The following is a 21,612-nucleotide window of genomic DNA, read 5'->3' as shown; positions in this document are numbered from 1 at the left end:
TAACCGGTCAGTGAAACGGCGCCCGCCGGTCGATGCGTCGCGACGCCAAGCCCGCCGATCGCCACACCCGCGCGATCCAGTCGGCATCCTCGTCGGTCACGAGGTTTCCCATCACCCGCACCGCGATGTTCATCAGGAACGCCGAGCGCATCGCCAGCGGCCCCGTCGACGGCAGGAACCGCGGGATCGTCAGCAGGAGCCCGAGCCGCCGGGCGACCGAGAACGACCGCGCGTAGTGCGCCGAAAGCACGTCAGGCCACGCCGTCGACAGATCGCCCGAGCCGAGCATCTCCGCGGCCAGCCTGCCCGTCTCGAGTCCGTAGTCGATGCCCTCTCCGTTGAGCGGGTTGACGCACGCGGCCGCGTCGCCGATGAGCATCCAGTTCGGCCCGGCCACCCCGGAAACCGCGCCGCCCATCGGCAACAACGCTGACAACGCCAGTCGAGGTTCGCCGACGAAGCCCCATTCCTTACGTCTCAGTGACGTGTAGTACGACATCAACGGCCGCAAGGCCGCATCGGCCGGTCGCTTCGCGGTCGCCAATGCGCCGACGCCGATGTTCACCTCGCCATTTCCGAGCGGGAAGATCCACCCATATCCGGGCAGCACGCGACCCTCCGGTGACCGCAGCTCCAGATGTGACGTGATCCACGGCTCGTCGGCCCGCGGTGTGGCGATGTAGCCACGCACCGCGACGCCGTACACCGTCTCCTGATGCCACTGCCTGCCCAGCACGCGGCCCAACGGCGAGCGGGCCCCGTCGGCCACGATCAACGACGTGCACCCGATCTCGGCGCCGGAGTCCAACACCAGCGACGACACCCGTCCACTCGAATCATGGTGCACATCAACGGCTTTCGCGCCGAGCAGCATCTTGGCACCGTCGTCGGCGGCCACCATCCGGATGCGGTCGTCGAGCTCTACGCGCGGTACCGCGCTGCTGACCGCGGGGAACGACGGACCAGGCCACTCGACCTCGACGTCGCCGCCGAACCCGATCAGCCGCAGCCCGCGGTGCTGCACGCGCCCCTCGAGCCACGGTCCGAGCCCGAGCCGCTGCAACTCCAGCATCGCGCGCGGGGTCAGGCCATCGCCGCATGCTTTGTCGCGGGGAAACTGCGCCGAGTCGACGACGAGCACGTCGCGACCGGCGCGACAGGCCCAGGCCGCAGCCGCCGAGCCCGCAGGCCCGGCCCCGACGACGACCACGTCGGCTTGTGTGTCCACGCCTCCCAGTATGTTGGCAGGGTGAGGACACCAGCGAGCGTGGTGGCGGGGGTGGATTTCGGCGACCCCAATTTCGCGCAGGAAGTGCGCGACGGCGTGGCCCGCATCGAAGATCTGATGGCCACTGAGCTGGGCAAAGCCGATGAGCTGATGTCCGAGGCCGTGCAACACCTGTTCCAGGCAGGCGGCAAACGGTTCCGGCCGCTGTTCACCGTGCTGTCGGCCCGGCTGGGACCGGAGCCCGACGCGTGGCAGGTCACCGTCGCGGGGGCCGTCATCGAACTGGTCCACCTGGCGACGCTGTACCACGACGACGTGATGGACGAGGCGCAGGTGCGCCGCGGCGCCCCGAGTGCCAACGCCCGCTGGAGCAACAACATCGCGATCCTCGCAGGTGATTACCTCTTCGCCACCGCGTCGCGCCTCGTCAGCAGGCTGGGCCCGGAGGCGGTGCGCATCATCGCCGATACCTTCGCCCAGCTGGTGACGGGCCAGATGCGCGAGACCCGCGGAGTCGTCGAGGGTGTCGACGAGGTCGAGCACTACCTGAAGGTGGTGTACGAGAAGACGGCCTGCCTGATCGCGGCGTCCGGCCGCTTCGGGGCGACGTTCTCGGGCGCCGACGAGGAGCAGATCGAGCGGCTGAGCCGACTCGGCGGCATTGTCGGCACGGCGTTCCAGATCTCCGACGACATCATCGACATCGACAGCGACCCCGATGAATCGGGCAAGGTACCCGGCACCGACCTGCGTGAAGGCGTCCACACGCTGCCGGTGCTCTACGCGCTGCGCGACACCGGCCCGGACGGCGACCGGCTGCGGCAGCTGCTCAAAGGCCCGGTGGAGAACGACGATGACCTGGCCGAGGCGCTGCGGCTGCTGCGCAAATCGTCGGGCATGGCGCAGGCCAAGGAGACGGTGTCGCGGTATGCCGCCCAGGCCCGCGATGAGCTCGCCTACCTGCCGGATGGCCCGGGTCGCCAGGCGTTGGCGACGCTGGTGGACTACACCGTGAACCGGCACGGCTGACGCAGCGGAACCCGCGGGGGCCGGCCGGACGTTGACCCAGCGAAGACTGTGCCGGTTTTAGTAGGGAGGACGCCCCGATGACCTGGCATCCGCACGTCAACACCGCCAAGACTTTTATGCTGCTGGCGGGGTTCTCTGCGCTGATCGTGTTCGTTGGGGCCCTGTTCGGCCGAAACATCATGTTCCTGGCGGTGTTGTTCGCCGTCGGCATGAACGTCTACGTCTACTTCAACAGCGACAAGTTGGCGCTGCGGGCGATGCATGCCCAGCCGGTGAATGAGATGCAGGCGCCGGTGATGTACAGGATCGTGCGCGAGTTGGCCACCACTGCGCGCCAGCCGATGCCTCGGCTCTACATCAGCGACACCTCGGCGCCCAATGCGTTCGCCACGGGGCGCAACCCGCGCAATGCTGCCGTCTGCTGCACGACGGGCATCCTGCAGATCCTCAACGAGCGGGAACTGCGCGCTGTATTGGGCCATGAGCTCTCGCATGTCTACAACCGCGACATCCTGATCTCGTGTGTGGCAGGCGCGATGGCGGCGGTGATCACCGCGCTGGCCAACATTGCGTTGCTCGCGGGGATGTTCGGCGGCAATCGCGATGGTGGCTCCAATCCATTTGCGCTGCTGTTGGTTTCGCTGTTGGGCCCGGTCGCGGCGACGGTGATCCGGCTGGCGGTGTCGCGGTCGCGCGAGTATCAGGCCGACCAGTCGGGTGCCGAGCTGACGGGTGATCCGCTGTCGTTGGCGAGCGCGCTGCGCAAGATCAGCGCGGGCGTGCAGCAGGCGCCGCTGCCGCCGGAGCCGCAACTGGCCGATCAGGCGCACCTGATGATCGCCAACCCGTTCCGCTCGGGTGAGAAGATCGGGAAGTTGTTCTCGACGCACCCGCCGATCGAGGACCGGATCCGCAGGCTGGAGACGATGGCAGGCCGCGGACCAGGCCAGTACTGAGCTTGCGCAATGAAACACTGCTGGTCGATCCGGCGACACATAGGCTATGGCAGTGCTGAGCAGAGTCTTGATGGGTCTTCTGGGTGCCGCAGCCGTCGTCGGCGCGCCGGGTTTCGCGTCGGCTGAGCCGCCACCGGACCCGCCTCCACAGCCACCGCCACCTCCCAACGTCAATGCGTTGGCACCGGTCAAGCTGTCCGATTACGCGGTGATGGACGGCAATTGGTTCGCCTTCACCACGCCCGACGGCGTCATCTGCGCACTGCAGAAGGGCAACGGCTACGGCTGCAGCGGTCCGATCCCTGCCGCCCCCGAGGGCGCGAATCTGGTCAGCAGTGCCTACGGCGGAGTGGCCGGCTTCTCGATTGCGCCGGGCAACGTCTTCGCCGCGGCCGGTGCGGCCAAGCCACTGCCCGCAGGTTCGCGGATCAGCTATCAGACCGTCAGCTGCGGCAACGACGGCACGACGACGACGTGCGTCGACAACCGCAGCCAGTCGGGCTTCGTGCTGAGCCCCGCGGGCAGCTTCATCCTCAATCCGGAATCCCCACTGCTCTATCGTCCGGACAACAAGGGGCCGTTCTCCAACTGAGTGTTCTTCGCACCGCGATCCGGGTACTCGAATGCAACGAGTACGAAGGAGGCACGATGGCGAAGGATCATGGCCCGAGCGTCAAGAACGACAAGCAGTACGAGGGCCTGCGCAAGAAGGGCATGAGCAAGGCGCGGGCCGCCAAGATCGCCAATACGCCCAATGCTTCGAAGAAGGGCGGCAAAAAGGGCGGCAAGAAGTCGAGCTAGTAGGCGGCTAGCAGTCGCTCAGAAGCCGGAGCCGTGCACCTCGTGGCCCGGCTTCTCGGCGACCAACCCGCGGTAGGCGTCTTCGACGGTGCTGCCGTGGTTGATGACGCCGTCGACCTCGCGAGCGATCGGCATGTTGATCCCGTACTTGTCGGCGAACTCCATGATCACGCTCGAGGCTTTGACGCCCTCGGCGACCTGATTCATCGACGAGATGATCTCGTCGATCGGCTTGCCCGAGCCCAGTTGTTCACCGACGTGGCGGTTGCGGCTGCGCTGGCTGGTGCAGGTGACGATCAGATCGCCCGTGCCCGCCAGGCCCGCGAAGGTGTCGCGGTGCCCTCCGACCGCCTCGCCGAGCTTCGACATTTCCCGCACCGCGCGGGTGATCACCATCGCGCGCGTGTTCTCGCCGATGCCAAGCGAATAGCCCATGCCGACCGCGATCGCGTACACGTTCTTCAACGCGCCCGCCATCTCGACGCCGATGACGTCGTCGGTGGTGTACGTCCGAAAACGCTTGGTGCGGAACAACTCTGCCAGCCGCGCCGCGAGATGCTGGTCCGGCATTGCCAATACGGCCGCGGCGGCGTACCCGTCGGCCACCTCACGTGCGATGTTCGGCCCCGCGAGGATGCCGGCCGGATGGCCGGGCAGCACCTCGTCGACGATCTGGCTCATCCGGTAATTGGTGCCCTGCTCGAGACCCTTCACCAGGGAGACCACCGGCACCCAGGGCCGCAGTTCCTTGGCGAGCTCGGTCAGTACAGCGCGGAAGCCGTGCGACGGCACGCCCATCACGATGACATCGGCCGCGCGCGCAGCCTCGGAAAAGTCGTTGGTGGCCTTGAGGTTCTCTGGGAGCTGCGTGTCGTCGCCGAGGTACTTCGAGTTGCGTTGATTCTTGTTGATGTCCTCGGCGGTCTCCTCGGAGCGCACCCACTGCAGGGTCGGTCCGCGCCTGGCGCAGATGGACGCCACGGTAGTGCCCCAGGATCCTCCCCCGAGGACGACGACGTTGGGTTCGCGCTGAGCAGGTGCCATGCCGATCAGCGTAGGGCCGACACCTGCTGTTTCACCGGTAGTTGACGAACTGCAGCGCGACGTCGAGATCGGCGCCCTTGAGCAACGCGATCACGGCCTGAAGGTCGTCGCGCTTCTTGGAGGAAACGCGGATCTCCTCGCCTTGAATCTGCGCCTTGACGCCCTTGGGACCCTCGTCGCGGATGAGCTTGGTGATCTTCTTGGCGTTCTCGCTGCTGATGCCCTGCTTGATGGTGCCGCTGACCTTGTAGGTCTTGCCGCTGGCCTGCGGATCGCCTGCGTCGAAGGCCTTCATCGAGATGTCGCGGCGGATCAGCTTCTCCTTGAACACGTCGACAGCGGCCTTCACCCGCTCTTCGGTGGAGCTGACGATCTCGATGACCTCCTCGCCCTTCCAGGCGATGGTCGTGTCGGTGCCGCGGAAGTCGAAGCGGGTGGCCAGCTCCTTGGCGGCCTGGTTCAGCGCGTTGTCGACCTCTTGGCGGTCAACCTTGCTGACGACATCGAACGATGAATCCGCCATTGGACCCTGTCCTCCTCGGTGGTCGGGTGCGTTTTCGTCTTAAGCCCATCCTCGTTGTACCCTGCTAGTCGCACCAAACCGGGTCACACCGCGGTGCAGCACCCAGGCAGGTTGCCCGAGCGGCCAATGGGAGCGGACTGTAAATCCGTCGGCTAACGCCTACGCAGGTTCGAATCCTGCACCTGCCACCATGGTCAGCGGTCGTTTCGGCCGATGGCCGTACGTTCGAGTCAGACGTACCGCGCCAGGGTAGGTGCGGCAACGCTGACGATGAGCCCGGGACGGCGCCAGTCAGTGCCAGCGCCGTCCACTAAACGCATCGGGCTAGTGGCACCCGTGCCGCCGGCGAAACGGTCACGCCGCAGCGCTACGTACTGCGCGTTGTCACCACCAAGCGTGATGCCGCGCAAGGCTTTTGACGCCTTAGCTGCTACTGATCAGCAGCCTGTGGTGAATCCGCAAGGCACAGTCGCCTTCTCGGTGGGAGAAGCGATGGGAACCGCTGTCGGAGGAGTGGTCGTGGTGGCGGTGCTACCGAGTGTCATTTCGCCGCTGGACACGATCGGCGCGGAGACGCCGTTGACCGTCTCCTCGCCGAGCGCCGTTGCGAAAGCGCCCGCGGCCACGAGTGTCGCTCCGGCAACCAGTATCGCCCGCAACTTCGTCGACTGCTGCATGATGTCCCTCCTGGTCTCTGTGGCGCGCCTTTGCATTGCGTGCGGATCTCTTGAGAGTTCCCCGTTCAACTGGACGATCGCTGAATAAGTTCTGGCAATCCGCTACGAATCGCGACGCGTGGAATCGATGCCGCCGCGTACAGCAACCGTAGGTTGCGGAGCTTCTGCATTCGTCGAACCGTGGCCCTGAACGTGCACCACGACAACGCAATCAGCAATTTAGTTGGACTATTTGCTTGGCAGGCCGCGGTGCCCGCGAACCGCGTTATCCACATGTTCATTGCGTCCTGTCGCAAAAAGGGCAACATCGCCGTCGCCCAGCGCATGAAGTCATATGGGGCACAAGCACTTCCAGTCAACGGTGGGCCAGGCGGGTCCATTCAAGATCGAATTAGCGGCCGATGTCCACGGCGCCGGTGATGACGCGGACCTGATTTACGCCGAGTGTTGCTGAGCATCATCGATCGACCCCCGGATTAGTGGCTCGAGTAGTGAAGAAAATTTGCGCAATCGCGTTACAAAATATTGACGCGAGGGTAGATAGGAGCCAGTGGCGCTAGCACGGGGGCGGAGTCACTTGCCGATGTAGGGAGGGCAATGGTGACGGCTAAGCACCGAAAGCGGACCACTGCGGCGAGACCGTCCGGTAGGACACTGGTCATGGGAGCCGCCGTTGCCGGAGGCGCGTTGGCTGCCGCGGTGGGCAGCCCACACGACGGTTACGGGTTGCAGTCCTATCCACAACCCGTGAGCACGCGGACATCGATGTTGGCTGCCGCCATTGGTTCGGATCCCGCACCGACCCCGCTGCTCTCAGCGACGCAAGCAATCGCGGCTTCGGGTCCGAACGGCGGGCTCGGCGCCGGCGGCGCAGACCCTCTCTCCGACGCCGATCCAGGGCTACGGGTGTTCGGCCCCAGTCCCGTGCTCAGTACCGAGCCGGCGATCCAGGCGTTCGCGCCATCGACGGTAACTCCGCACATGGCCGGGTCCTCGGCAGGCAACAACCCGCGATCGAGTGCGACGCTCGGGGCCGGGTCTTCTTCTGCGGCAACACTATTCGGGCCCATCCGAAATCCTGCGTTTGAGGCGATCGGCGTCTTCACATATGACGCCGTCAGGTTCGTCGGGATTTTCATCAGCAACGGTGACGAGCCGGGCGAGAACGGTGGCCTGCTGATCGGCAATGGCGCCGATGGTGGTCCAGGCCAGGACGGCGGACGCGGCGGTCTGTTGTTCGGCAGCGGCGGCGACGGTGGCGCGGGGATCGCGGGCGTCAACAACGGCGACGGCGGCGACGGGGGCAGTGCCGGGTTGTGGGGCAACGGCGGAGCGGGCGGAATCGGCGCCAGCATCTCGAGTGACAGCGGAGACTCGACGGGCGGAAACGGCGGCGACGGTGGCAACTCCGGCCTCATCTTCGGCAATGCCGGTGCCGGCGGTGCAGGAGGCGACGCCACCAGCCTGATCGGCGACGCACAGGGCGGGTCCGGCGGCGATGGCGGAAGCAACATGTGGATCGGTACGGGCGGCGAAGGCGGCGTCGGCGGCGATGCCATCACCCGCACGGGCACCGCCACCGGCGGCGACGGTGGTGCCGGCGGGAACACCGGATTGCTGTTCGGATGGGCAGGCGATGGTGGCGTGGGCGGCGACGCGACAAGCAGAACCGGCGATGCCAGCGGCGGGACCGGCGGCGACGGCGGAGGCCTTGGTATCGAGGGCGCCAGCGGCGACGGCGGCACCGGGGGTGATGCCACCACGGACACGGGTGTCGCCACTGGTGGAGCGGGTGGAGCCGGCGGCAGCGACATCTACAACGGCACGGCAGGAGGCGGCGGCGGCGGGGGCAGCGCGTCGGCCGCCTCAGGTACCGCTGCTGGCGGGGCCGGTGGAGATGGCGGCCTCGGGGGCATCGATGGTCAGGGCGGCGACGGCGGATCGGGCGGCACTGCGACCGTCGGGACGGGTGACGCTACCGGCGGGGCAGGCGGTTCGGGCGGCGGCAGCGGCCTGATGCAAGACGGCGGTGACGGCGGAAGTGGTGGGGGCGCCACCACCGGCATCGGCACCGCGCTAGGCGGTGACGGCGGCAGCGGCGGTGGCACCAGTTGGGCCAACGGGTATCACGCCGGCAGCGGCGGCGACGGCGGTAATGCCACCGCGACCACCGGCACCGGCACTGGCGGCAACGGCGGCGCCGGGGGCGCTGACGGCCCTGGTGCTGAGGGAGGATTAGGCGGCGCCGGGGGCGCTGGATCGGGATCGACCGCAAGCAATGACGGCACTTCTGGTGCACATGGATAACGCCTAACCCGGGTCACGACACTTTCTCCAGGCGCATCGGCAGCTCGATCACCAGCGGCCTGTTCACCCCACACGCGCCGCTGGCGGCAACCGTTCTGTTCTTGCCTGCCAGCAGGTCGACGATCTTCAGATTCCGGTAGCTGTTCACCGGATCCCAGCCCCAGAACTTGAAGTTCTGCGCGCCAGCGGCAGCGGTACCGTCCGGGCAGGGCATCCAGTTCTCCACGATGCGGTCGACGCTCCAGTAATCGCCGGTCGTCCTCATCGGGGCGCTCCAGCCCTGGTCGCTGGTCACCGTGCCGGTACACATGATCGGACTTGTGCAGCTCGACGTCACTGTCCACGTCTGCACCACGGTCTTCTCATCCAGAAAGACCTCGTTGCTCTTGGCCCAATCGCCGTTTGAGATCACCCGATAGGTGCCGTTGAGTTCGACGCCGAAGTTCGAGGCGTATGCCGAAGTCGTCGGCTCCACGCTGCCGATCACACCGACTGCCACTGCCACGGTGACGATCGCGCCGATCCTCAGGCCGAGTCGAATGCCCACTGATACCCCTCGCGTCGCTTATTGATCGATCGATCAGAAAGTTGACACGAGGAGGCGTGGGCTGTCAACACGCAGCGCCGCGCCGCATCACGGTCAATGGACGAGCCTGCAGACCGTATCGGCGGGGCGAGCGAGACTAACTGTGCGAGCCGGTGGAGGGTTTGGTCAGCGCGTCGATCTGTTGCTTGACGAAGCGGCGCGCCTCGTCGTGACCGAGGGTGACGCCCACGGCGGCTTCGTTGCAGAGGCTGCGCGCGATCTGCGCGATCAGCATCGAGACCACGATCGGCGGGTAGGTGCCCAAGTCGACGCCGCTGGCGCGCAGCGCGACGGTGACGGCGGCGGTCTCGATATCGCGAACGCGTTCAGCGTACGCGGCGAGCTCAACGCCAATTGCCTTGCGATGGTTGGCCAATGCCATGAATTCGGCGTTGAGTACGGTTCGACGAGAGTCGCTGTTGATGGCCCAAAGCGTGCCAAGCGGGTCTTCGTTGGTGAGCGCGGCGCGCATCTCATCGAGTGCGGCGTCCGCCCCTTCGCGCAGCACCGCAAGAAACAAATCGTCCATCGTCGGGAAGTAATAGTGGACGAGAGGCTGTCTGACGCCGGCCCTCGCGGCCACCCGGCGTGACGTGGCGGCCGCGTAGCCCTCGTCGTGCATGATCTGCGCGGTCGCCTCGATCAGCCGGCGTCGGGTGCCGCCGTCGTCTTTCGCTTTACGCGGCGTCGGCATTCACGCTCCCAGCCGCGAGGGGGTTGACCCCAGATATCGGCTCGTGCTAAACATGCGCCACCTTATCATTTGATCGATCGATCAGAATTGGTCGCTACGCCATCGGAGTCGAGCCCATGACCGATAACCGTCCCGTCAACCCCCTGTTCGCGGCACCCGCGCCGGCTGCGAGAGCGGCCCACAGCGCTGCGCGGCTCGGCGGATACGGCGGCATGGCAGTGACGGCATGGCTGGTCGCCGCCGTGGCGACCGGATATGGGGTGGCCGCCGCCGACACAAATGGCACGTCCTCGGAGTCGTCGACGAGTTCGGCATCCACGACTTCGACTGGTGAGTCGACGGGATCCACGGCCACGCCGTCCCCGGGAACCACCACCGCAGGCGCCTCCACCGCGACCAGCGGACCGACGTCCACCGATACCGCTACGACGCCGACCGGCACCCCGAACACCTCAGGCACGACGTCGTCGAGCACCGAGGTCGGCTCCGGTGTCACCGTGAGCAGCAGCGGCGGAGCGCACACCAGTGGTGTTGACACGGAACCGAAGTCGAGCGAGTCCGCGCCGCCGAAAACCGCTCCGGCGAAGACCGAATCGAACTCCAAACACACCCCGACCGTCAGTGCCGCAACCACGTCGCTGAGCACCGCTTCGTCGATGCCGGCAACCTCGATAGGGACGGCTCAAACTTCCGCGACCGTCTCCGAGTCGACGGTGACGCCTGCCGCGAAAACGCTTGAGCCATCGGCCGTAAGCGCAACGCTGACCACTTCGGCCGTCGCTCCCGTCACACCAGCGCCGACGCCGCAACTCGCTACTCCCGTCACCGGTATGGTGGGATTCCTCAACACCGTCGTCACCAGCCTGCTCAAACCGTTCGTGGCGCCTGCTCCGTCCACTCCGGAACCTGTCACCCCGGTCGTGTGGGCAGTGCTGGCGTGGGTACGGCGCAACCTCTTCAACCAATCGCCGACCATCAACTACAACCCGACCACGACGGTGCAGACCGGCCAAACCGTCACCGGCAACATCGGCGCCACCGATCCCGAGGGCGACGCGTTGACCTACAAGGTCACCCAGGCGCCGCAGCACGGCACGGTGACCATCGACAAGGCGACAGGCAAATTCACCTACACGCCGGACGACATCAATTACACTGCGGCACAGACAGACTCGTTCACAGTGTCCGTCGCGGACGGAAAGTTCAACCTGCTTGGGTTGTTCAGTCCGCACAGTGATCAGGCGACCATCGGCCTGTCCGTTCTCAATCCCACTGTCTCGCGCGTGATCCTCGACCTGCCCAACGGGATCAGTAGCCCGGCGAATCCGCGCTACTCGGCAGACGGAAAGTCCATCTACTTCGCCGGTCAACCGACTGCCGGCGGCCGCTCCGAGATCTATCAGGTCAACGTCGACGGCACCAACGCTCGCTGCGTGACCTGTGGCGTCACCTTGAGCGAAACCGGCAACCTGGCCAAACCGGTTCCGGTCGACGACGGTTCGGGCCGAGTGCTCGTGCTGGTCAACGTGGCGGGTCAACCACCCCGCTATTCGATGCTGGAAGACGGCGTCAGCGGCCCGCAGCTGGTGCCCATCACCACGCCGGCCGGCGGGGGGATCATCCTCGACAGGCAACGCGAGATGAGGGTCTCGCCAGACGGTACGAAGGTGCTGTTCACCCGAATCGTGCTGGGCCCCAACAACCTTCTGCAGGCCCTGCCGATCGTCGGCACGCTGAACCGCACCGCCACCGGATACGAAGTCACCGATGCGCGGGTGGTCTACCCGACCGGCGAGGGTAAGCAGTGGACGCCTGACGGCAAGGGTGTGGTGATCCTCGGCGGGCAGTTCGACGCGGGCAATGTCGACGACATCGAGGTCGACCTGGCCACCGGAGGGGTGCACCGGGTGACGGCCAGCCTCGACTACGACGAGGACATGGACTTCTCACCCAACGAGCAGTGGATCGCGATCGGAAGCACGCGCGGGCTCGACGCACTGACGCCGATGACGCGAATCATTCGGCAGAACTTCCTGCCGGTCTACATCGGCGCGCCCGTATACGGGTTCTATTCGAAACCGGTCAACGTCTCCAACCAGGAGTGGGCGGTGGCTCTGGGCGATGAGCTCAACCGCGAGAACGGGATTCCGCTGTTCGACACCGGCGACGGATACGCCGCACGAAGCATGCCCAGCTGGAATCCCGACGGCACCGCGGTCACCTTCTGGGAGTCAAGCATCACCGACCCGACGGTGTCACGGCTTGTCATTGCGAACCTGAAGTACACGACCAGCGTCGGGCCGGTGGCTGTGGACAGGTCAACTCCGAGTTCGGATTCGTGGGCCCCGAGCCTTGCCACGTACGTCGCGACGACGACGCCGTTGCCGGCCACCGGAACGTATGCGGGCGTCGGAGGCGGCACCGCGGTGGTCAGCGAGGCGCCGGATCCGGCGAATGCGACGCGCACGATCCGCACGGTCACCTACACCAACTACGTCAACGAAGACGGAATGATCCTGAACGGCACCGAATCTGCCGACTACAACGGCAGCCAAACGACGGTGCACTACCTCGCCGACGTCACCGTCACGGGAACGCACACCGGCTACCTGAAGGCCGATGCGACCATCAGCGCGTTTCAGCAGTCGTTGACCGGATTCGTCACCTCCAGCGTGGACGGCGACGTGCAGAGCCTGCCGGATCCGGCGGCCGCGCTGGAAGCCCAGCAGAACGCGTAATCGGTGATGGCACGTGCTCGTGCGGTCACTTCCTGGACAAAACGAACGGGTTGACGGCCGGCACTGACCGCAGTGCATCGGCTGGGAAGACTTGGTCCGCCAGCGCGCGCCAATCGACGGCAGCTGTCTCCGGGCGGTGAAGCGCAAGGTCAGACATGTCGGACTCCTCAAGGCTCGGTGCGGAATAGTTCAATAGTCGTCATCAACGCGGCACTCCGTAATCGCCGGAAAGCCAGATTCCCCACCTTTGAGGGAAGGGTTTCCTATCCGCCGGGATAGGGCGACGGTCGCGGCGAACTTGCCGCGTCTCTCACCGCCAGCGGCCACAATGACGGTGGCGAAGCCGCAGGTGAGCAGAGTGAGTGAGGTCAGCATGACCGACGACGGCGAAGTTCGTTACGAATCGGTATTTCGTGAGCGGTGGCGCGACCGTCAGTCAGGGGGTGCCCGTCCGGGGGAGTTGATCAAGCAGCCGGGCTGGATTGATGCCGGGCTGGCCGCTCTTGGCGTGCTTTTGGTTGCCGGTGCGGTGGTGGCGGGCACGGTCACCGTCGCGCGCAGCGAGTCGTTGCCCGCTGCGGTGCAAGGCAATTCGGTGATTGCGGTACTCCCGGCAGTGAACCGCGGACCCGCGCCCGCCCAGGGCAGTGCGGTCCAATTCCGTGCCCCGTCCGGCGCGACGTATGACGCAGTCGTAGTCGACGTCGGTGCGACCGAGGTGGTGGCCCAGCTGAAGCAGCCCGGCCCGGAATCGACAGGCCAACTGCTGGTACCGACGGGGCGGCAACGGTTGATCACAGTGCTGCTGCCGAGACTGTGGTGAGGTGGCGCCGGCGCGCGATCCCCTACGTCGCGCAGGCCGAGATGGCGGATTGCGGCGCAGCGGCGCTCGCGATGGCCCTGGCCTATCACGGCAGGCATGTTCCGCTGTCGGAATTGCATACCGCCACCGGCACCGGTCGTGACGGCACCGACGCGCTGCGGATTGCCGAGGCCGCCACTACCTACGGTCTGCGCGCCCGCGGGGTGGCAACCGAACTCGACGACCTGGGGGTGTTACCTCGCGGCAGCGTATTGCATTGGGGTCAAGCACATTTCGTGGTCCTGGAGTCGACGTCGCGCCGCGGGGTGACGGTGGTCGATCCCGCCGCAGGCCGCTACCGGGTCAGCTGGCAGGCCGTCGACGACTTGTACAGCGGCGTCGCGATCCTGCTCGAACCCTCCGCCGAATTCACTGCGGGTGGACGGGCAACCAACGGTGCGTGGCAGCACGCCCTCCGACTGTTGAGACGATCGAGTGGCCTCGGCAAGGTGCTGGCCACCTCGGTGGTGGTACGGCTGATGGCACTCGCGGTGCCGGTGCTGACGGGGGTGGTCGTAGACCGGATCGCGCCCGCGAACGACGAGCATCTGTTGAAAGTCATTGCGGCGGTGATGGTCGCGCTTGTCGGCTATTCAGTGATCGCGAACTTCCTACGGGCCCATCTGTTGCTTCGGCTGCGCAGCCGCCTGGATGTCGACATGACGCTGGATTTTCTCGAGCACCTGGTGGATCTGCCGTATGCGTTCTTCTTGAAGCGATCATCCGGCGACCTGATGATGCGGTTGCGCAGCAACGCGACTGTCCGCGAAGTCCTCACCACCGGCACCATCGCCGCCCTGCTCGACGGCACACTGGCCACGTTCTATTTGGTGGCGATACTGGCACTGTCTCCCCTGCTCGGCGTCCTCGTCGTCGCATTGGGCGCAGCGCAGGTGGTGGTGTTGTTGGCCGCGAGGCGGCGCAATCAACAGTTGATGGGCGAGGCGCTGGCCACCGAAGCCAAATCACAGTCGTACGCCTACGAGATGTTCTCGGCGGTAGAAACGCTCAAAGCCGCAGGCGCAGAACGGCGCGCCGTGACGCATTGGACCAACTTGTTCATCGCAGAGATGAACGTCTCGCTGCGGCGCGGTCGGCTCTCCGCCGCGGTGGAAACCGCGATTCACGGCCTGGCGCTACTGTCGCCGATCGCGGTGCTATTGGTGGGCGCTCACCTCGTGGGCAGCGGTCAGCTCTCGCTCGGCACGATGCTCGCGCTGGCCGCGCTCGGTGGCGCATTCCTGGAACCGCTTGCCGTCCTGGTCGGCACCGCCCTGCAGATCCAGCTGCTGGGCAGCTACCTCGCCCGCATCGAAGACGTCATCAACACACCGACCGAGACCGATGGCCGCGAATTGCGGCCTGCTCCGCCATTGACCGGTGCGGTGCGCGCCGAAGGGCTCACCTTCCGGTATCACCCGCACGGTGTGCCGGCCGTCGATGCTGCCGACATCGACGTGCGCCCAGGGCAATTGGTGGCGATCGTCGGCCGCTCGGGCTCCGGCAAGTCCACCTTGGGCCGATTGCTGCTGGGGCTTTACCCCCCGTCGCAGGGTCGCGTCCTGCTCGACGAAATCGACCTGGCCACCCTGTACCCGCGCAGCGTGCGATCCCAGATCGGGGTCGTCACCCAAGACCCGTACATCTTCGGACTGTCGATCAGAGACAACCTCGTGCTGGGACACCCGGATCTACCACTGGACCGACTCGAGGCCGCCGCCGAGATCGCAGGTGTCGCTGACGACATCCGCGCCATGCCCATGGGCTGGGATACCCCGCTGGTCGACGCGGGCGCCTCATTATCGGGTGGGCAACGCCAGCGGCTGGCCCTTGCCAGGGCGCTCGCGCCGTCGCCCCGGATCCTGTTGCTCGACGAGGCGACAAGCAATCTCGACACCGTCACCGAAGCGCATGTGCACGCGAACATCGCCCGCCTGCAATGCACCGTCATCGTGATCGCGCATCGCCTCGCCACCGTCATCGACGCCGACCACATCGTGGTGATGGATGCCGGCCGGGTCGTCGAGGTCGGCCGCCACCGGGATCTGCTTGCGGCCGGCGGTCACTATGCGCAACTGGTGTCCGGTCAGCTCGTCGGCGAAACTCCGCACTAGAGAAGGGCAGTCACGTGGGCAAGCGAAGCGGAACCCCGCTGACGTCAAGCGGGTTCTTCGTGATGCGCGCCCCGCTGTTGCCGATGGAGGAATTGGACCGGCTGCGCGCCGACCCCGAGTACTGGCGCGCCCTGGCCGATCGGCCGGACGTTCGCGAAGCGCTCTATCTCGCATCGCCGGGGTTGGTGCGCCGCTTGACCGACGGGAACGCCGATGACCGGGTGGCCGCTGCAGTGACCGCCTACCTCGTCCGAATGTGCACGCGCGCAACACCATTCGGACTATTTGCCGGATGCTCGGTGGGAGCGATCGGCGACACGACCGCCTTGTGCATCGACGGGCCGGAAGGGACCAGTCGGCACAGCCGGCCGGACACCGAGGTGCTGGCATCGCTCGTTGACCGGCTCATTGCAGAGCCGTCGACGCGGTCGGCGATGGTTGTCGAACCCAACTCGAGCCGATACCGCGCGGCCGGTGCGATGCGGATCATCGAAAGCCGGCTGCGGCAAGGCCGTCGCACCCACCACCTCGTCGTGATCGAGGACGACGAGCCACTGCGGGTCGCCTTGGATGCGGCCGCGGGTGGCTGCCTGGTGAACAAGATCGCTGCCGCCGTCCAGGCGCATACAGGTGTCGACCATGACGAGGCACGTGAATACGTGGATGCGCTCGTCGAGGCGAAGGTGCTGACCCCGGTGGCAGAGCCGGCAGTGACGGGCCCTGAACCGTTGACCCACGTTCTGACGTCGCTGCGCGAGCACGACCTCGGGGAGTCGGTCAACGCGCTGGAACTGGTCGCCGAGGAACTCGCGCGGATGGATGCCGCCGGTGTCGGCAACCCGCCCGAGCGCTACGCCGCCGTCACGGAGACCCTGCTCGACCTCGCGGGCGGAGGCGACGATGCCCGACTGGTCCAGGTCGATTTGCACCGTGCGGGAACGGGTTTGACCCTTGGGCGCGGCGACGTCGCGTTGCTCACCGAGGCGGTGGACCTGCTTCATCGGTTGTCTTCGGGTCGCGAGGATCCAGCGCTGTCACGGTTCAAGGCCGAGTTCGCCAAGCGCTACGAGGATCGCGAGGTCCCGCTGATGGAGGCTCTCGACGAGGAGATGGGCATCGGGTACGACCGGTCGACACATCCCGCCGCCGACGAGTCGCCGCTGTTGGCAGGCCTCGATCTCGGAGGCGTAGCCGGCTCATCGGAGTTCACCGCGCGCGACGCCGCACTTCTCGACATGGTCATCCGCGCCCGCGACAGCGGTGCCGACAGGCTGGAACTGGACGCGCAAACCGTCGCACGCCTTGAGACCGGCACACCGTTGCCGCTGCCGGACACGTTAGCCGTATTCGCGTGCATGCTCGAGGACGGCATCGAAATCCACAGCGCCACCGGCCCTTCGGGGGCCGAGCTGCTCGGCCGGTTCTGTCACGGCGACGCGCGACTCCACGATGCCGTTCGAGCCCACCTGCGTGCCGAAGAGGACCATGCGCCCGGCGTCGTGTTCGCCGAACTCGTCCACCTGCCGGAGGGCAGGATCGGCAACATCTTGGCCCGGCCGGTGTTACGCGACTACGAGCTGGTCCTGCTTGGACGTTCGGGGGTTCCGGCCGACCGTCAACTACATGTCGACGAGCTGACTCTGCGCATGGACGGGCAGCGACTCGTCCTCTACAGCCCACGGCTGGACGTCGAGGTCCGGCCGCGCCTGACCACTGCACACAACCCGGCCTGGCGTGGGTTTGGCGTGTACCGGTTCCTCGCGGCACTTCAACGGGCCGGGGTCGCATCTGGGCTGGCATGGGACTGGGGTGCGGTGGCTAACGCGCCGACCCTGCCGCGCGTCACCGCAGGCCGGCTCGTGTTGGCCCGAGCCCGCTGGCGGCTTTCGCACGCCGAGCTCAGCCTGGTCACGGGAGCAGATGCGGCCGACGGTTGGTCGACCCTCAGCCGGCAGCGTGGCCTCCCGTCCGAGCTGCTCATCGCCGACGGCGACAACCGGTTGTATGTCGACACCACCAGCCCCGCGCTGAGTGCCGCCGCCGCCAAAGTGTTGCGCGGTCGAACCGGCGCGGTGGTGGAAGAGGTGCTGCGCGACGATGTCGCCACCGGCCCGCAGGGGCGCTTCGCCCAGGAACTCATCGTGCCGTTCATCCGGCGCGCCGAGCCGGCGCCCAGCCCGGAGCCGTGGCATCCACCTCGGGTGCAACGCACTTTCGCGCCAGGCAGCGAGTGGCTCTACCTGAAGATCTACACCGGGACCGCAACCGCTGACCGCATCCTCACCGAAACCATCGGACCGGTGATCAACGGATTGCGGCAGGACGGCGTCATCGATCAGTGGCTTTTTCTGCGGTATCGCGATCCCGAGCACCATTTGCGGCTGCGGCTTCACGGCGACCCGTCCGCGCTTCGCGAACAAGCGCTTTCGGCCCTCACCGACGCAGTGACCCCACACCTCGCCGACAGCATGGTGTCGAAGCTGGCGTTGGACACCTACCACCGCGAGATAGAACGGTATGGCGGCGACGACGGCATCGCGCTCGCCGAGCAGATCCACGCGGCGGACAGCGATGCGGTGCTGGCCGTGCTCAGCATGCTCGACGACGAAGAGCTGGCCGATGCACGCTGGCAGCTGTGCCTGTATGCCACCGACCGCCTGCTGGCCGACGCCGGCCTCGACATCCAACAGCGCCGGCAGTGGTCCAAGGACGGCGCTGCCGGTTACCGGATCGAGTATCCGAACGCACCGACTCTGGACTCCGGCATCGGGGCTCGCTGGCGCACCGAGCGCGCAGGTCTCGCAGCGCTGCTCGACGACACCGCAGACCATCCGTACGAGTCGGCGCGCCAGGTCTTCCGGCAACGCTCCGAACAGCTCGTCCCGCTGCTGGCTGAGCTCTCAGACCGTGGCCGACGCGGTCTTTTGACCCAGGATTTCCCTAACCTGTTGCGCAGTTTCAGTCACCTGAACGCCATTCGGCTGCTGCGCTCCGCCGCGCGCACACACGAACTCGTCCTGCTGAGCTTTCTTGACCGCGATTACGCCAGCCGTCTCGCCCGGGTGCCGCGCCAAGAAAGTTCCAAGCGCGACAACTGATGCTCTCTTCTGACGCGGCCGACCAGGGGCCGCGACCACAAACAGGAGAGATCATGAACACCAACCGCAAGAAGCTGGCGCTGCGCCGGCAGAGCATCCGCACCCTCACCGACAGCGAGCTGCGCATCGCCCACGGCGGCGGCGCCAGCGTATCCACCGCTGCCGGCACGGACAAGCAGACCATCAGCTCGGGTACCTCGGTGATCCGCGCTTCGGGCACGTCGGTCATCAACCCGTCGGGCGGCTCTGTTCAGTCGGCTGGCACTTCGGTGATCAACCCGTCGGGCGGCTCTGTTCTGAACCCCTCGGGCGGCCGCGTCTTCAACCCGTCGGGCGGCTAAGCCAGGGTCGCGCGAGGCGGGCCGGTTGGCCCGCGCTCGCGTCAGACGCGCTCGGCCGTCATGTTCATCTCGAGCGTGCCTTGGCAAGTGCCACTCAAGATTTCGGTGTGCATCGTGCCGGCAAGCGTTCCGTCGGCTTGGGGCGTGTAGCGAACGTCAGCCCGGGCGGGGTCCCACTCGATCGTCGTGTCGGGCATCATGCAATCCCATTGGAACTCACTGGATTGCGTCCACGATGACCCGTCCCAGGTGAATTGGACCGGCTGCGGCACCGTGGGATTCCTCGGTGCAGGGCCGCCGACGATCGTGGCGGTGCACTTTCCACCCGCACAGCTCGAACTCAATGTGTAGGTATCGGTGTACTGGCTCTCAGGCTGTCCGGCCGCGACGCTCGTTCCCGCCTTCGGGCCGACGATGAACGTGATCGCGTACTCGCCGTTCCAGGACGCAGCGTCGGCACCGGCAGGCGCAGACAGCGACACCGCGAACGCGAGCAACCCGGCGCTCACGCCGACGAGACTGCTCAGACCGTCGCGGGTCATTGCCCGAGTGTCGCAGAAGATTACGTGCAGCAGTTGGGATCGAGCACTGTGCACAGCGCGGTCAGCGCGTCGGGGCGAGCACGGTGAAAGACGTTCATGCCTCGACGTTCGGATTCAACGAGGCCGGCCCGGCGCAGCTGACCGAGGTGATGGCTCACCGTCGACTCGCTCAATAGCAGCACCGCCGCCAGATCCCCACTCGTCTCTTCGCCTGCCGAGGAACCGAACAGGCACGACATGATTTTGACCCGCATCGGGTCGGCCAGCGCCTTGAGGCGCAGCGCCACCTCGAGGGCGGCATCGTCGCTCATGGGTCCGGCGGCGACGGGCGCGCAGCAGACCGGGGCGGACATGTCGACCGTCGGCAACGTCTTGGGCATGAACCCATGGTGCCAGGCTTGTTGACATATATCAAAAAGGTTTGCATGATGAGGGCGGCGCCATTTCGATATATGTCTCACAACCCAGGAAGGGTGTCATCATGTCCCGTGTCCAGCTCGCACTCAACGTGGACGACCTCGACGAAGCGATCAAGTTCTACTCAAAGCTGTTCAACACCGAACCCGCGAAGCGCAAGGACGGCTACGCCAACTTCGCCATCGCCGAGCCGCCGCTGAAGCTCGTGCTGCTGCAGAACCCCGGTCAGGGCGGCACCATCAACCACCTCGGTGTCGAGGTGAAGTCCAGCGACGAGGTGCATGCCGAGATTTCTCGCCTGGCGGATGAGGGCCTGTTCACCGAGGAGGAAATGGGCACCACCTGTTGCTTCGCCAAGCAAGACAAGGTCTGGGTCACTGGACCCGCGGGCGAGAAGTGGGAGGTCTACACCGTCTTGGCGGACTCGGAGACGTTCGGTTCGCAGACCCCGGCATCCTGCTGCTGACGCCGGTGAACAACAGGACCGGCGCGGGCCACCCCGTTGGCCGACGGCTGCTGGCCGAGTTTGTCGGCACCGGGCTTCTCGTGACCGTGGTAGTTGGTTCGGGCATCGCCGCGGCTCAACTGTCGCCTGACGATGTGGGGCTGCAGTTGCTCGAGAATTCGGTCGCCACCGCGTTTGGTCTCGCCGTGCTGATCCTGTTGTTCGGACCGGTCTCCGGTGCTCACTTCAACCCGGTCGTCTCGGCCGCCGACTGGCTCTTGGGTCGGCGCGCCGGGACAGGCATGACCGGTGGAAACGTGTTGGCCTACAGCCTTGCTCAGGTATCCGGTGGTGTCCTCGGCGCGCTGTTGGCCAACCTGATGTTCGACCGTCGAGTATTGGAGATCTCGACGAAAGACCGCGTCACGGTAGGCCATCTCGTCGGCGAGGTCGTCGCAACCGCTGGCCTCGTCGCGGTGATCTTCGCTCTCGCGCGCACGGGTCGGGCAGGTCTGTCCGCGGCAGCCGTCGGCGCGTATATCGGTGCCGCATATTGGTTTACCAGCTCCACATCATTCGCCAACCCGGCCGTCACGATCGGTCGCATCTTCTCCGACACGTTCGCCGGGATAGCACCGTCTTCGGCGCCGGGGTTCATCGCGGCTCAGATAGTCGGCGCGGTCATCGGACTTGCCCTGGTGGTTGTGCTGTATCCCGATGTTCAGCAGAGTGCCGACGAAGTCGTTGTGCCCCATGGACCTTCAACGCCCACCGAGGATTCGGAGCGACGATGACGAAGCCGACTGTGTTGTTTCTGTGCACCCACAATGCCGGTCGTTCGCAGATGGCCCTCGGCTATTTCACGCGGCTGGCGGGTGACAGGGCGGTCGCCTACTCCGGCGGATCCGAACCCGCGGATCAGGTCAACCCGGCGGCGGTCGAAGCGATGGCGGAGGTCGGCATCGACATCACCGGTCAGCAGCCCAAGCGATGGACGCAGGAGATGGTCGAGCAGGCGGACGTCGTCGTATCGATGGGATGCGGTGACACCTGCCCGGTCATCCCGGGCCGCCGATACGAAGATTGGGTGCTGCCCGACCCGGCAGGCAGGCCGGTCGACGAAGTACGGCCCGTCCGCGATGAGATCGAGCGCCGAGTTCGCCAACTTCTGACCGAGCTCCTCCTTTGACTCGTTTAGCCTTCGCTGCTC

21 protein-coding genes, 1 tRNA gene and 1 pseudogene are annotated in these 21,612 nt (G+C 66.2%); 14 read left to right on the top strand and 9 right to left on the bottom strand.

Features of this window, described 5'->3' with window-relative positions; translation table 11 throughout:
- Positions 1–7: 7 nt before the first annotated feature.
- Complete coding sequence (menJ, locus tag GGC64_RS25610; RefSeq protein WP_192725395.1) at positions 8–1,228, bottom strand: menaquinone reductase; 1,221 nt, start codon at positions 1,226–1,228, stop codon at positions 8–10.
- A gap of 21 nt (positions 1,229–1,249) precedes the next feature.
- On the opposite strand from menJ, the gene grcC1 reads away from it, so the two are divergent.
- From grcC1 to GGC64_RS25590, 4 genes are all read left to right on the top strand, one after another.
- Positions 1,250–2,257 (top strand): nonaprenyl/(2E,6E)-farnesyl/geranylgeranyl diphosphat synthase, encoded by a 1,008-nt coding sequence (grcC1, locus tag GGC64_RS25605; RefSeq protein WP_192725394.1) that lies wholly within the window; start codon positions 1,250–1,252, stop codon positions 2,255–2,257.
- Between the two features lie 77 nt (positions 2,258–2,334).
- Positions 2,335–3,213: a zinc metalloprotease HtpX gene (gene htpX / locus GGC64_RS25600; RefSeq protein WP_192725393.1), complete on the top strand. Its 879-nt coding sequence runs from the start codon at positions 2,335–2,337 to the stop codon at positions 3,211–3,213.
- A 46-nt stretch (positions 3,214–3,259) separates the two neighbouring features.
- A complete protein-coding gene (locus GGC64_RS25595) occupies positions 3,260–3,805 on the top strand; it encodes a hypothetical protein (protein ID WP_192725392.1) in 546 nt (181 codons plus the stop codon).
- A gap of 56 nt (positions 3,806–3,861) precedes the next feature.
- The gene (locus tag GGC64_RS25590; protein ID WP_192725391.1) at positions 3,862–4,014 is read left to right on the top strand and encodes a hypothetical protein; all 153 of its coding nucleotides are present in this window, start codon (positions 3,862–3,864) and stop codon (positions 4,012–4,014) included.
- A gap of 18 nt (positions 4,015–4,032) precedes the next feature.
- Here the strand turns inward: GGC64_RS25590 and GGC64_RS25585 are convergent, their stop codons facing one another.
- Both GGC64_RS25585 and GGC64_RS25580 read right to left on the bottom strand, forming a co-directional pair.
- Complete coding sequence (locus GGC64_RS25585; RefSeq protein WP_192725390.1) at positions 4,033–5,058, bottom strand: NAD(P)H-dependent glycerol-3-phosphate dehydrogenase; 1,026 nt, start codon at positions 5,056–5,058, stop codon at positions 4,033–4,035.
- Between the two features lie 31 nt (positions 5,059–5,089).
- Positions 5,090–5,581 (bottom strand): YajQ family cyclic di-GMP-binding protein, encoded by a 492-nt coding sequence (locus GGC64_RS25580; protein WP_192725389.1) that lies wholly within the window; start codon positions 5,579–5,581, stop codon positions 5,090–5,092.
- 105 nt (positions 5,582–5,686) lie between these two features.
- Here GGC64_RS25580 and GGC64_RS25575 point away from each other — a divergent pair.
- A tRNA-Tyr gene (locus GGC64_RS25575) sits at positions 5,687–5,772 on the top strand.
- A gap of 246 nt (positions 5,773–6,018) precedes the next feature.
- On the opposite strand, the gene GGC64_RS25570 is transcribed toward GGC64_RS25575, so the two are convergent.
- Entirely contained in the window at positions 6,019–6,258 is a 240-nt protein-coding gene (locus GGC64_RS25570) for a hypothetical protein (protein WP_192725388.1), read from the bottom strand.
- Between the two features lie 660 nt (positions 6,259–6,918).
- Between GGC64_RS25570 and GGC64_RS35190 the strand changes: the two genes are divergently transcribed.
- Positions 6,919–8,565 carry a hypothetical protein gene (locus GGC64_RS35190; protein ID WP_304611123.1) on the top strand — a complete coding sequence of 549 codons (1,647 nt, stop codon included), beginning with the start codon at positions 6,919–6,921 and terminating at the stop codon, positions 8,563–8,565.
- Positions 8,566–8,578: 13 nt separating this feature from the next.
- Here the strand turns inward: GGC64_RS35190 and GGC64_RS25560 are convergent, their stop codons facing one another.
- From GGC64_RS25560 to GGC64_RS25550, 3 genes are all read right to left on the bottom strand, one after another.
- Positions 8,579–9,112, bottom strand: coding sequence for a hypothetical protein (locus GGC64_RS25560; protein ID WP_370582329.1), 534 nt, complete (start codon positions 9,110–9,112; stop codon positions 8,579–8,581).
- 136 nt (positions 9,113–9,248) lie between these two features.
- Positions 9,249–9,845 (bottom strand): TetR/AcrR family transcriptional regulator, encoded by a 597-nt coding sequence (locus GGC64_RS25555; RefSeq protein WP_192725387.1) that lies wholly within the window; start codon positions 9,843–9,845, stop codon positions 9,249–9,251.
- Between the two features lie 94 nt (positions 9,846–9,939).
- Positions 9,940–10,491: a hypothetical protein gene (locus GGC64_RS25550; RefSeq protein WP_192725386.1), complete on the bottom strand. Its 552-nt coding sequence runs from the start codon at positions 10,489–10,491 to the stop codon at positions 9,940–9,942.
- A 10-nt stretch (positions 10,492–10,501) separates the two neighbouring features.
- Here GGC64_RS25550 and GGC64_RS25545 point away from each other — a divergent pair, with 10 nt between their 5' ends.
- From GGC64_RS25545 to GGC64_RS25525, 5 genes are all read left to right on the top strand, one after another.
- A complete protein-coding gene (locus tag GGC64_RS25545; protein ID WP_225952466.1) occupies positions 10,502–12,583 on the top strand; it encodes an Ig-like domain-containing protein in 2,082 nt (693 codons plus the stop codon).
- A 358-nt stretch (positions 12,584–12,941) separates the two neighbouring features.
- Positions 12,942–13,406 carry a hypothetical protein gene (locus GGC64_RS25540; RefSeq protein WP_192725385.1) on the top strand — a complete coding sequence of 155 codons (465 nt, stop codon included), beginning with the start codon at positions 12,942–12,944 and terminating at the stop codon, positions 13,404–13,406.
- Positions 13,403–15,559, top strand: coding sequence for a peptidase domain-containing ABC transporter (locus GGC64_RS35345; protein WP_192725384.1), 2,157 nt, complete (start codon positions 13,403–13,405; stop codon positions 15,557–15,559). Before GGC64_RS25540 ends, GGC64_RS35345 begins: the two co-directional genes overlap by 4 nt.
- A 14-nt stretch (positions 15,560–15,573) precedes the next feature.
- On the top strand, positions 15,574–18,657 hold the full coding sequence (locus tag GGC64_RS25530; protein WP_192725383.1) for a lantibiotic dehydratase: 3,084 nt from the start codon (positions 15,574–15,576) through the stop codon (positions 18,655–18,657).
- Between the two features lie 53 nt (positions 18,658–18,710).
- A complete protein-coding gene (locus tag GGC64_RS25525; protein WP_192725382.1) occupies positions 18,711–18,998 on the top strand; it encodes a hypothetical protein in 288 nt (95 codons plus the stop codon).
- Positions 18,999–19,039: 41 nt separating this feature from the next.
- Here GGC64_RS25525 and GGC64_RS25520 read toward each other — a convergent pair whose 3' ends face one another.
- Both GGC64_RS25520 and GGC64_RS25515 read right to left on the bottom strand, forming a co-directional pair.
- On the bottom strand, positions 19,040–19,540 hold the full coding sequence (locus GGC64_RS25520) for a hypothetical protein (protein WP_192725381.1): 501 nt from the start codon (positions 19,538–19,540) through the stop codon (positions 19,040–19,042).
- A 20-nt stretch (positions 19,541–19,560) separates the two neighbouring features.
- A complete protein-coding gene (locus GGC64_RS25515) occupies positions 19,561–19,920 on the bottom strand; it encodes an Rv2640c family ArsR-like transcriptional regulator (protein WP_192725380.1) in 360 nt (119 codons plus the stop codon).
- Positions 19,921–20,021: 101 nt separating this feature from the next.
- Here GGC64_RS25515 and GGC64_RS25510 point away from each other — a divergent pair, with 101 nt between their 5' ends.
- From GGC64_RS25510 to GGC64_RS25500, 3 genes and pseudogenes are all read left to right on the top strand, one after another.
- Positions 20,022–20,423 (top strand): ArsI/CadI family heavy metal resistance metalloenzyme, encoded by a 402-nt coding sequence (locus GGC64_RS25510; protein WP_192725379.1) that lies wholly within the window; start codon positions 20,022–20,024, stop codon positions 20,421–20,423.
- Between the two features lie 5 nt (positions 20,424–20,428).
- Entirely contained in the window at positions 20,429–21,196 is a 768-nt protein-coding gene (locus GGC64_RS25505) for an MIP/aquaporin family protein (protein WP_192725378.1), read from the top strand.
- A 2-nt stretch (positions 21,197–21,198) separates the two neighbouring features.
- Positions 21,199–21,591, top strand: a pseudogene (locus GGC64_RS25500) (arsenate reductase ArsC); the annotation flags it as partial.
- Between the last annotated feature and the right edge of the window lie 21 nt (positions 21,592–21,612).

The sequence above is a fragment of the Mycobacterium sp. OAS707 genome, assembly GCF_014873705.1.
In the GTDB taxonomy this organism is placed as follows: Bacteria; Actinomycetota; Actinomycetes; order Mycobacteriales; family Mycobacteriaceae; genus Mycobacterium.
This window is presented reverse-complemented; position numbering and strand designations above follow the sequence as displayed.

Coding starts and splice junctions, on each gene's coding strand:
- GGC64_RS25595 (WP_192725392.1), top strand. CDS start 3,260: ATGGCAGTGCTGAGCAGAGTCTTGATGGGTCTTCTGGGTGCCGCAGCC.
- GGC64_RS35190 (WP_304611123.1), top strand. CDS start 6,919: ATGGGAGCCGCCGTTGCCGGAGGCGCGTTGGCTGCCGCGGTGGGCAGC.
- GGC64_RS25590 (WP_192725391.1), top strand. CDS start 3,862: ATGGCGAAGGATCATGGCCCGAGCGTCAAGAACGACAAGCAGTACGAG.
- GGC64_RS25585 (WP_192725390.1), bottom strand. CDS start 5,058: ATGGCACCTGCTCAGCGCGAACCCAACGTCGTCGTCCTCGGGGGAGGA.
- GGC64_RS25545 (WP_225952466.1), top strand. CDS start 10,502: ATGCCGGCAACCTCGATAGGGACGGCTCAAACTTCCGCGACCGTCTCC.
- GGC64_RS25515 (WP_192725380.1), bottom strand. CDS start 19,920: ATGCCCAAGACGTTGCCGACGGTCGACATGTCCGCCCCGGTCTGCTGC.
- GGC64_RS25510 (WP_192725379.1), top strand. CDS start 20,022: ATGTCCCGTGTCCAGCTCGCACTCAACGTGGACGACCTCGACGAAGCG.
- GGC64_RS25520 (WP_192725381.1), bottom strand. CDS start 19,540: ATGACCCGCGACGGTCTGAGCAGTCTCGTCGGCGTGAGCGCCGGGTTG.
- htpX (WP_192725393.1), top strand. CDS start 2,335: ATGACCTGGCATCCGCACGTCAACACCGCCAAGACTTTTATGCTGCTG.
- GGC64_RS25570 (WP_192725388.1), bottom strand. CDS start 6,258: ATGCAGCAGTCGACGAAGTTGCGGGCGATACTGGTTGCCGGAGCGACA.
- GGC64_RS25580 (WP_192725389.1), bottom strand. CDS start 5,581: ATGGCGGATTCATCGTTCGATGTCGTCAGCAAGGTTGACCGCCAAGAG.
- GGC64_RS25555 (WP_192725387.1), bottom strand. CDS start 9,845: ATGCCGACGCCGCGTAAAGCGAAAGACGACGGCGGCACCCGACGCCGG.
- GGC64_RS25525 (WP_192725382.1), top strand. CDS start 18,711: ATGAACACCAACCGCAAGAAGCTGGCGCTGCGCCGGCAGAGCATCCGC.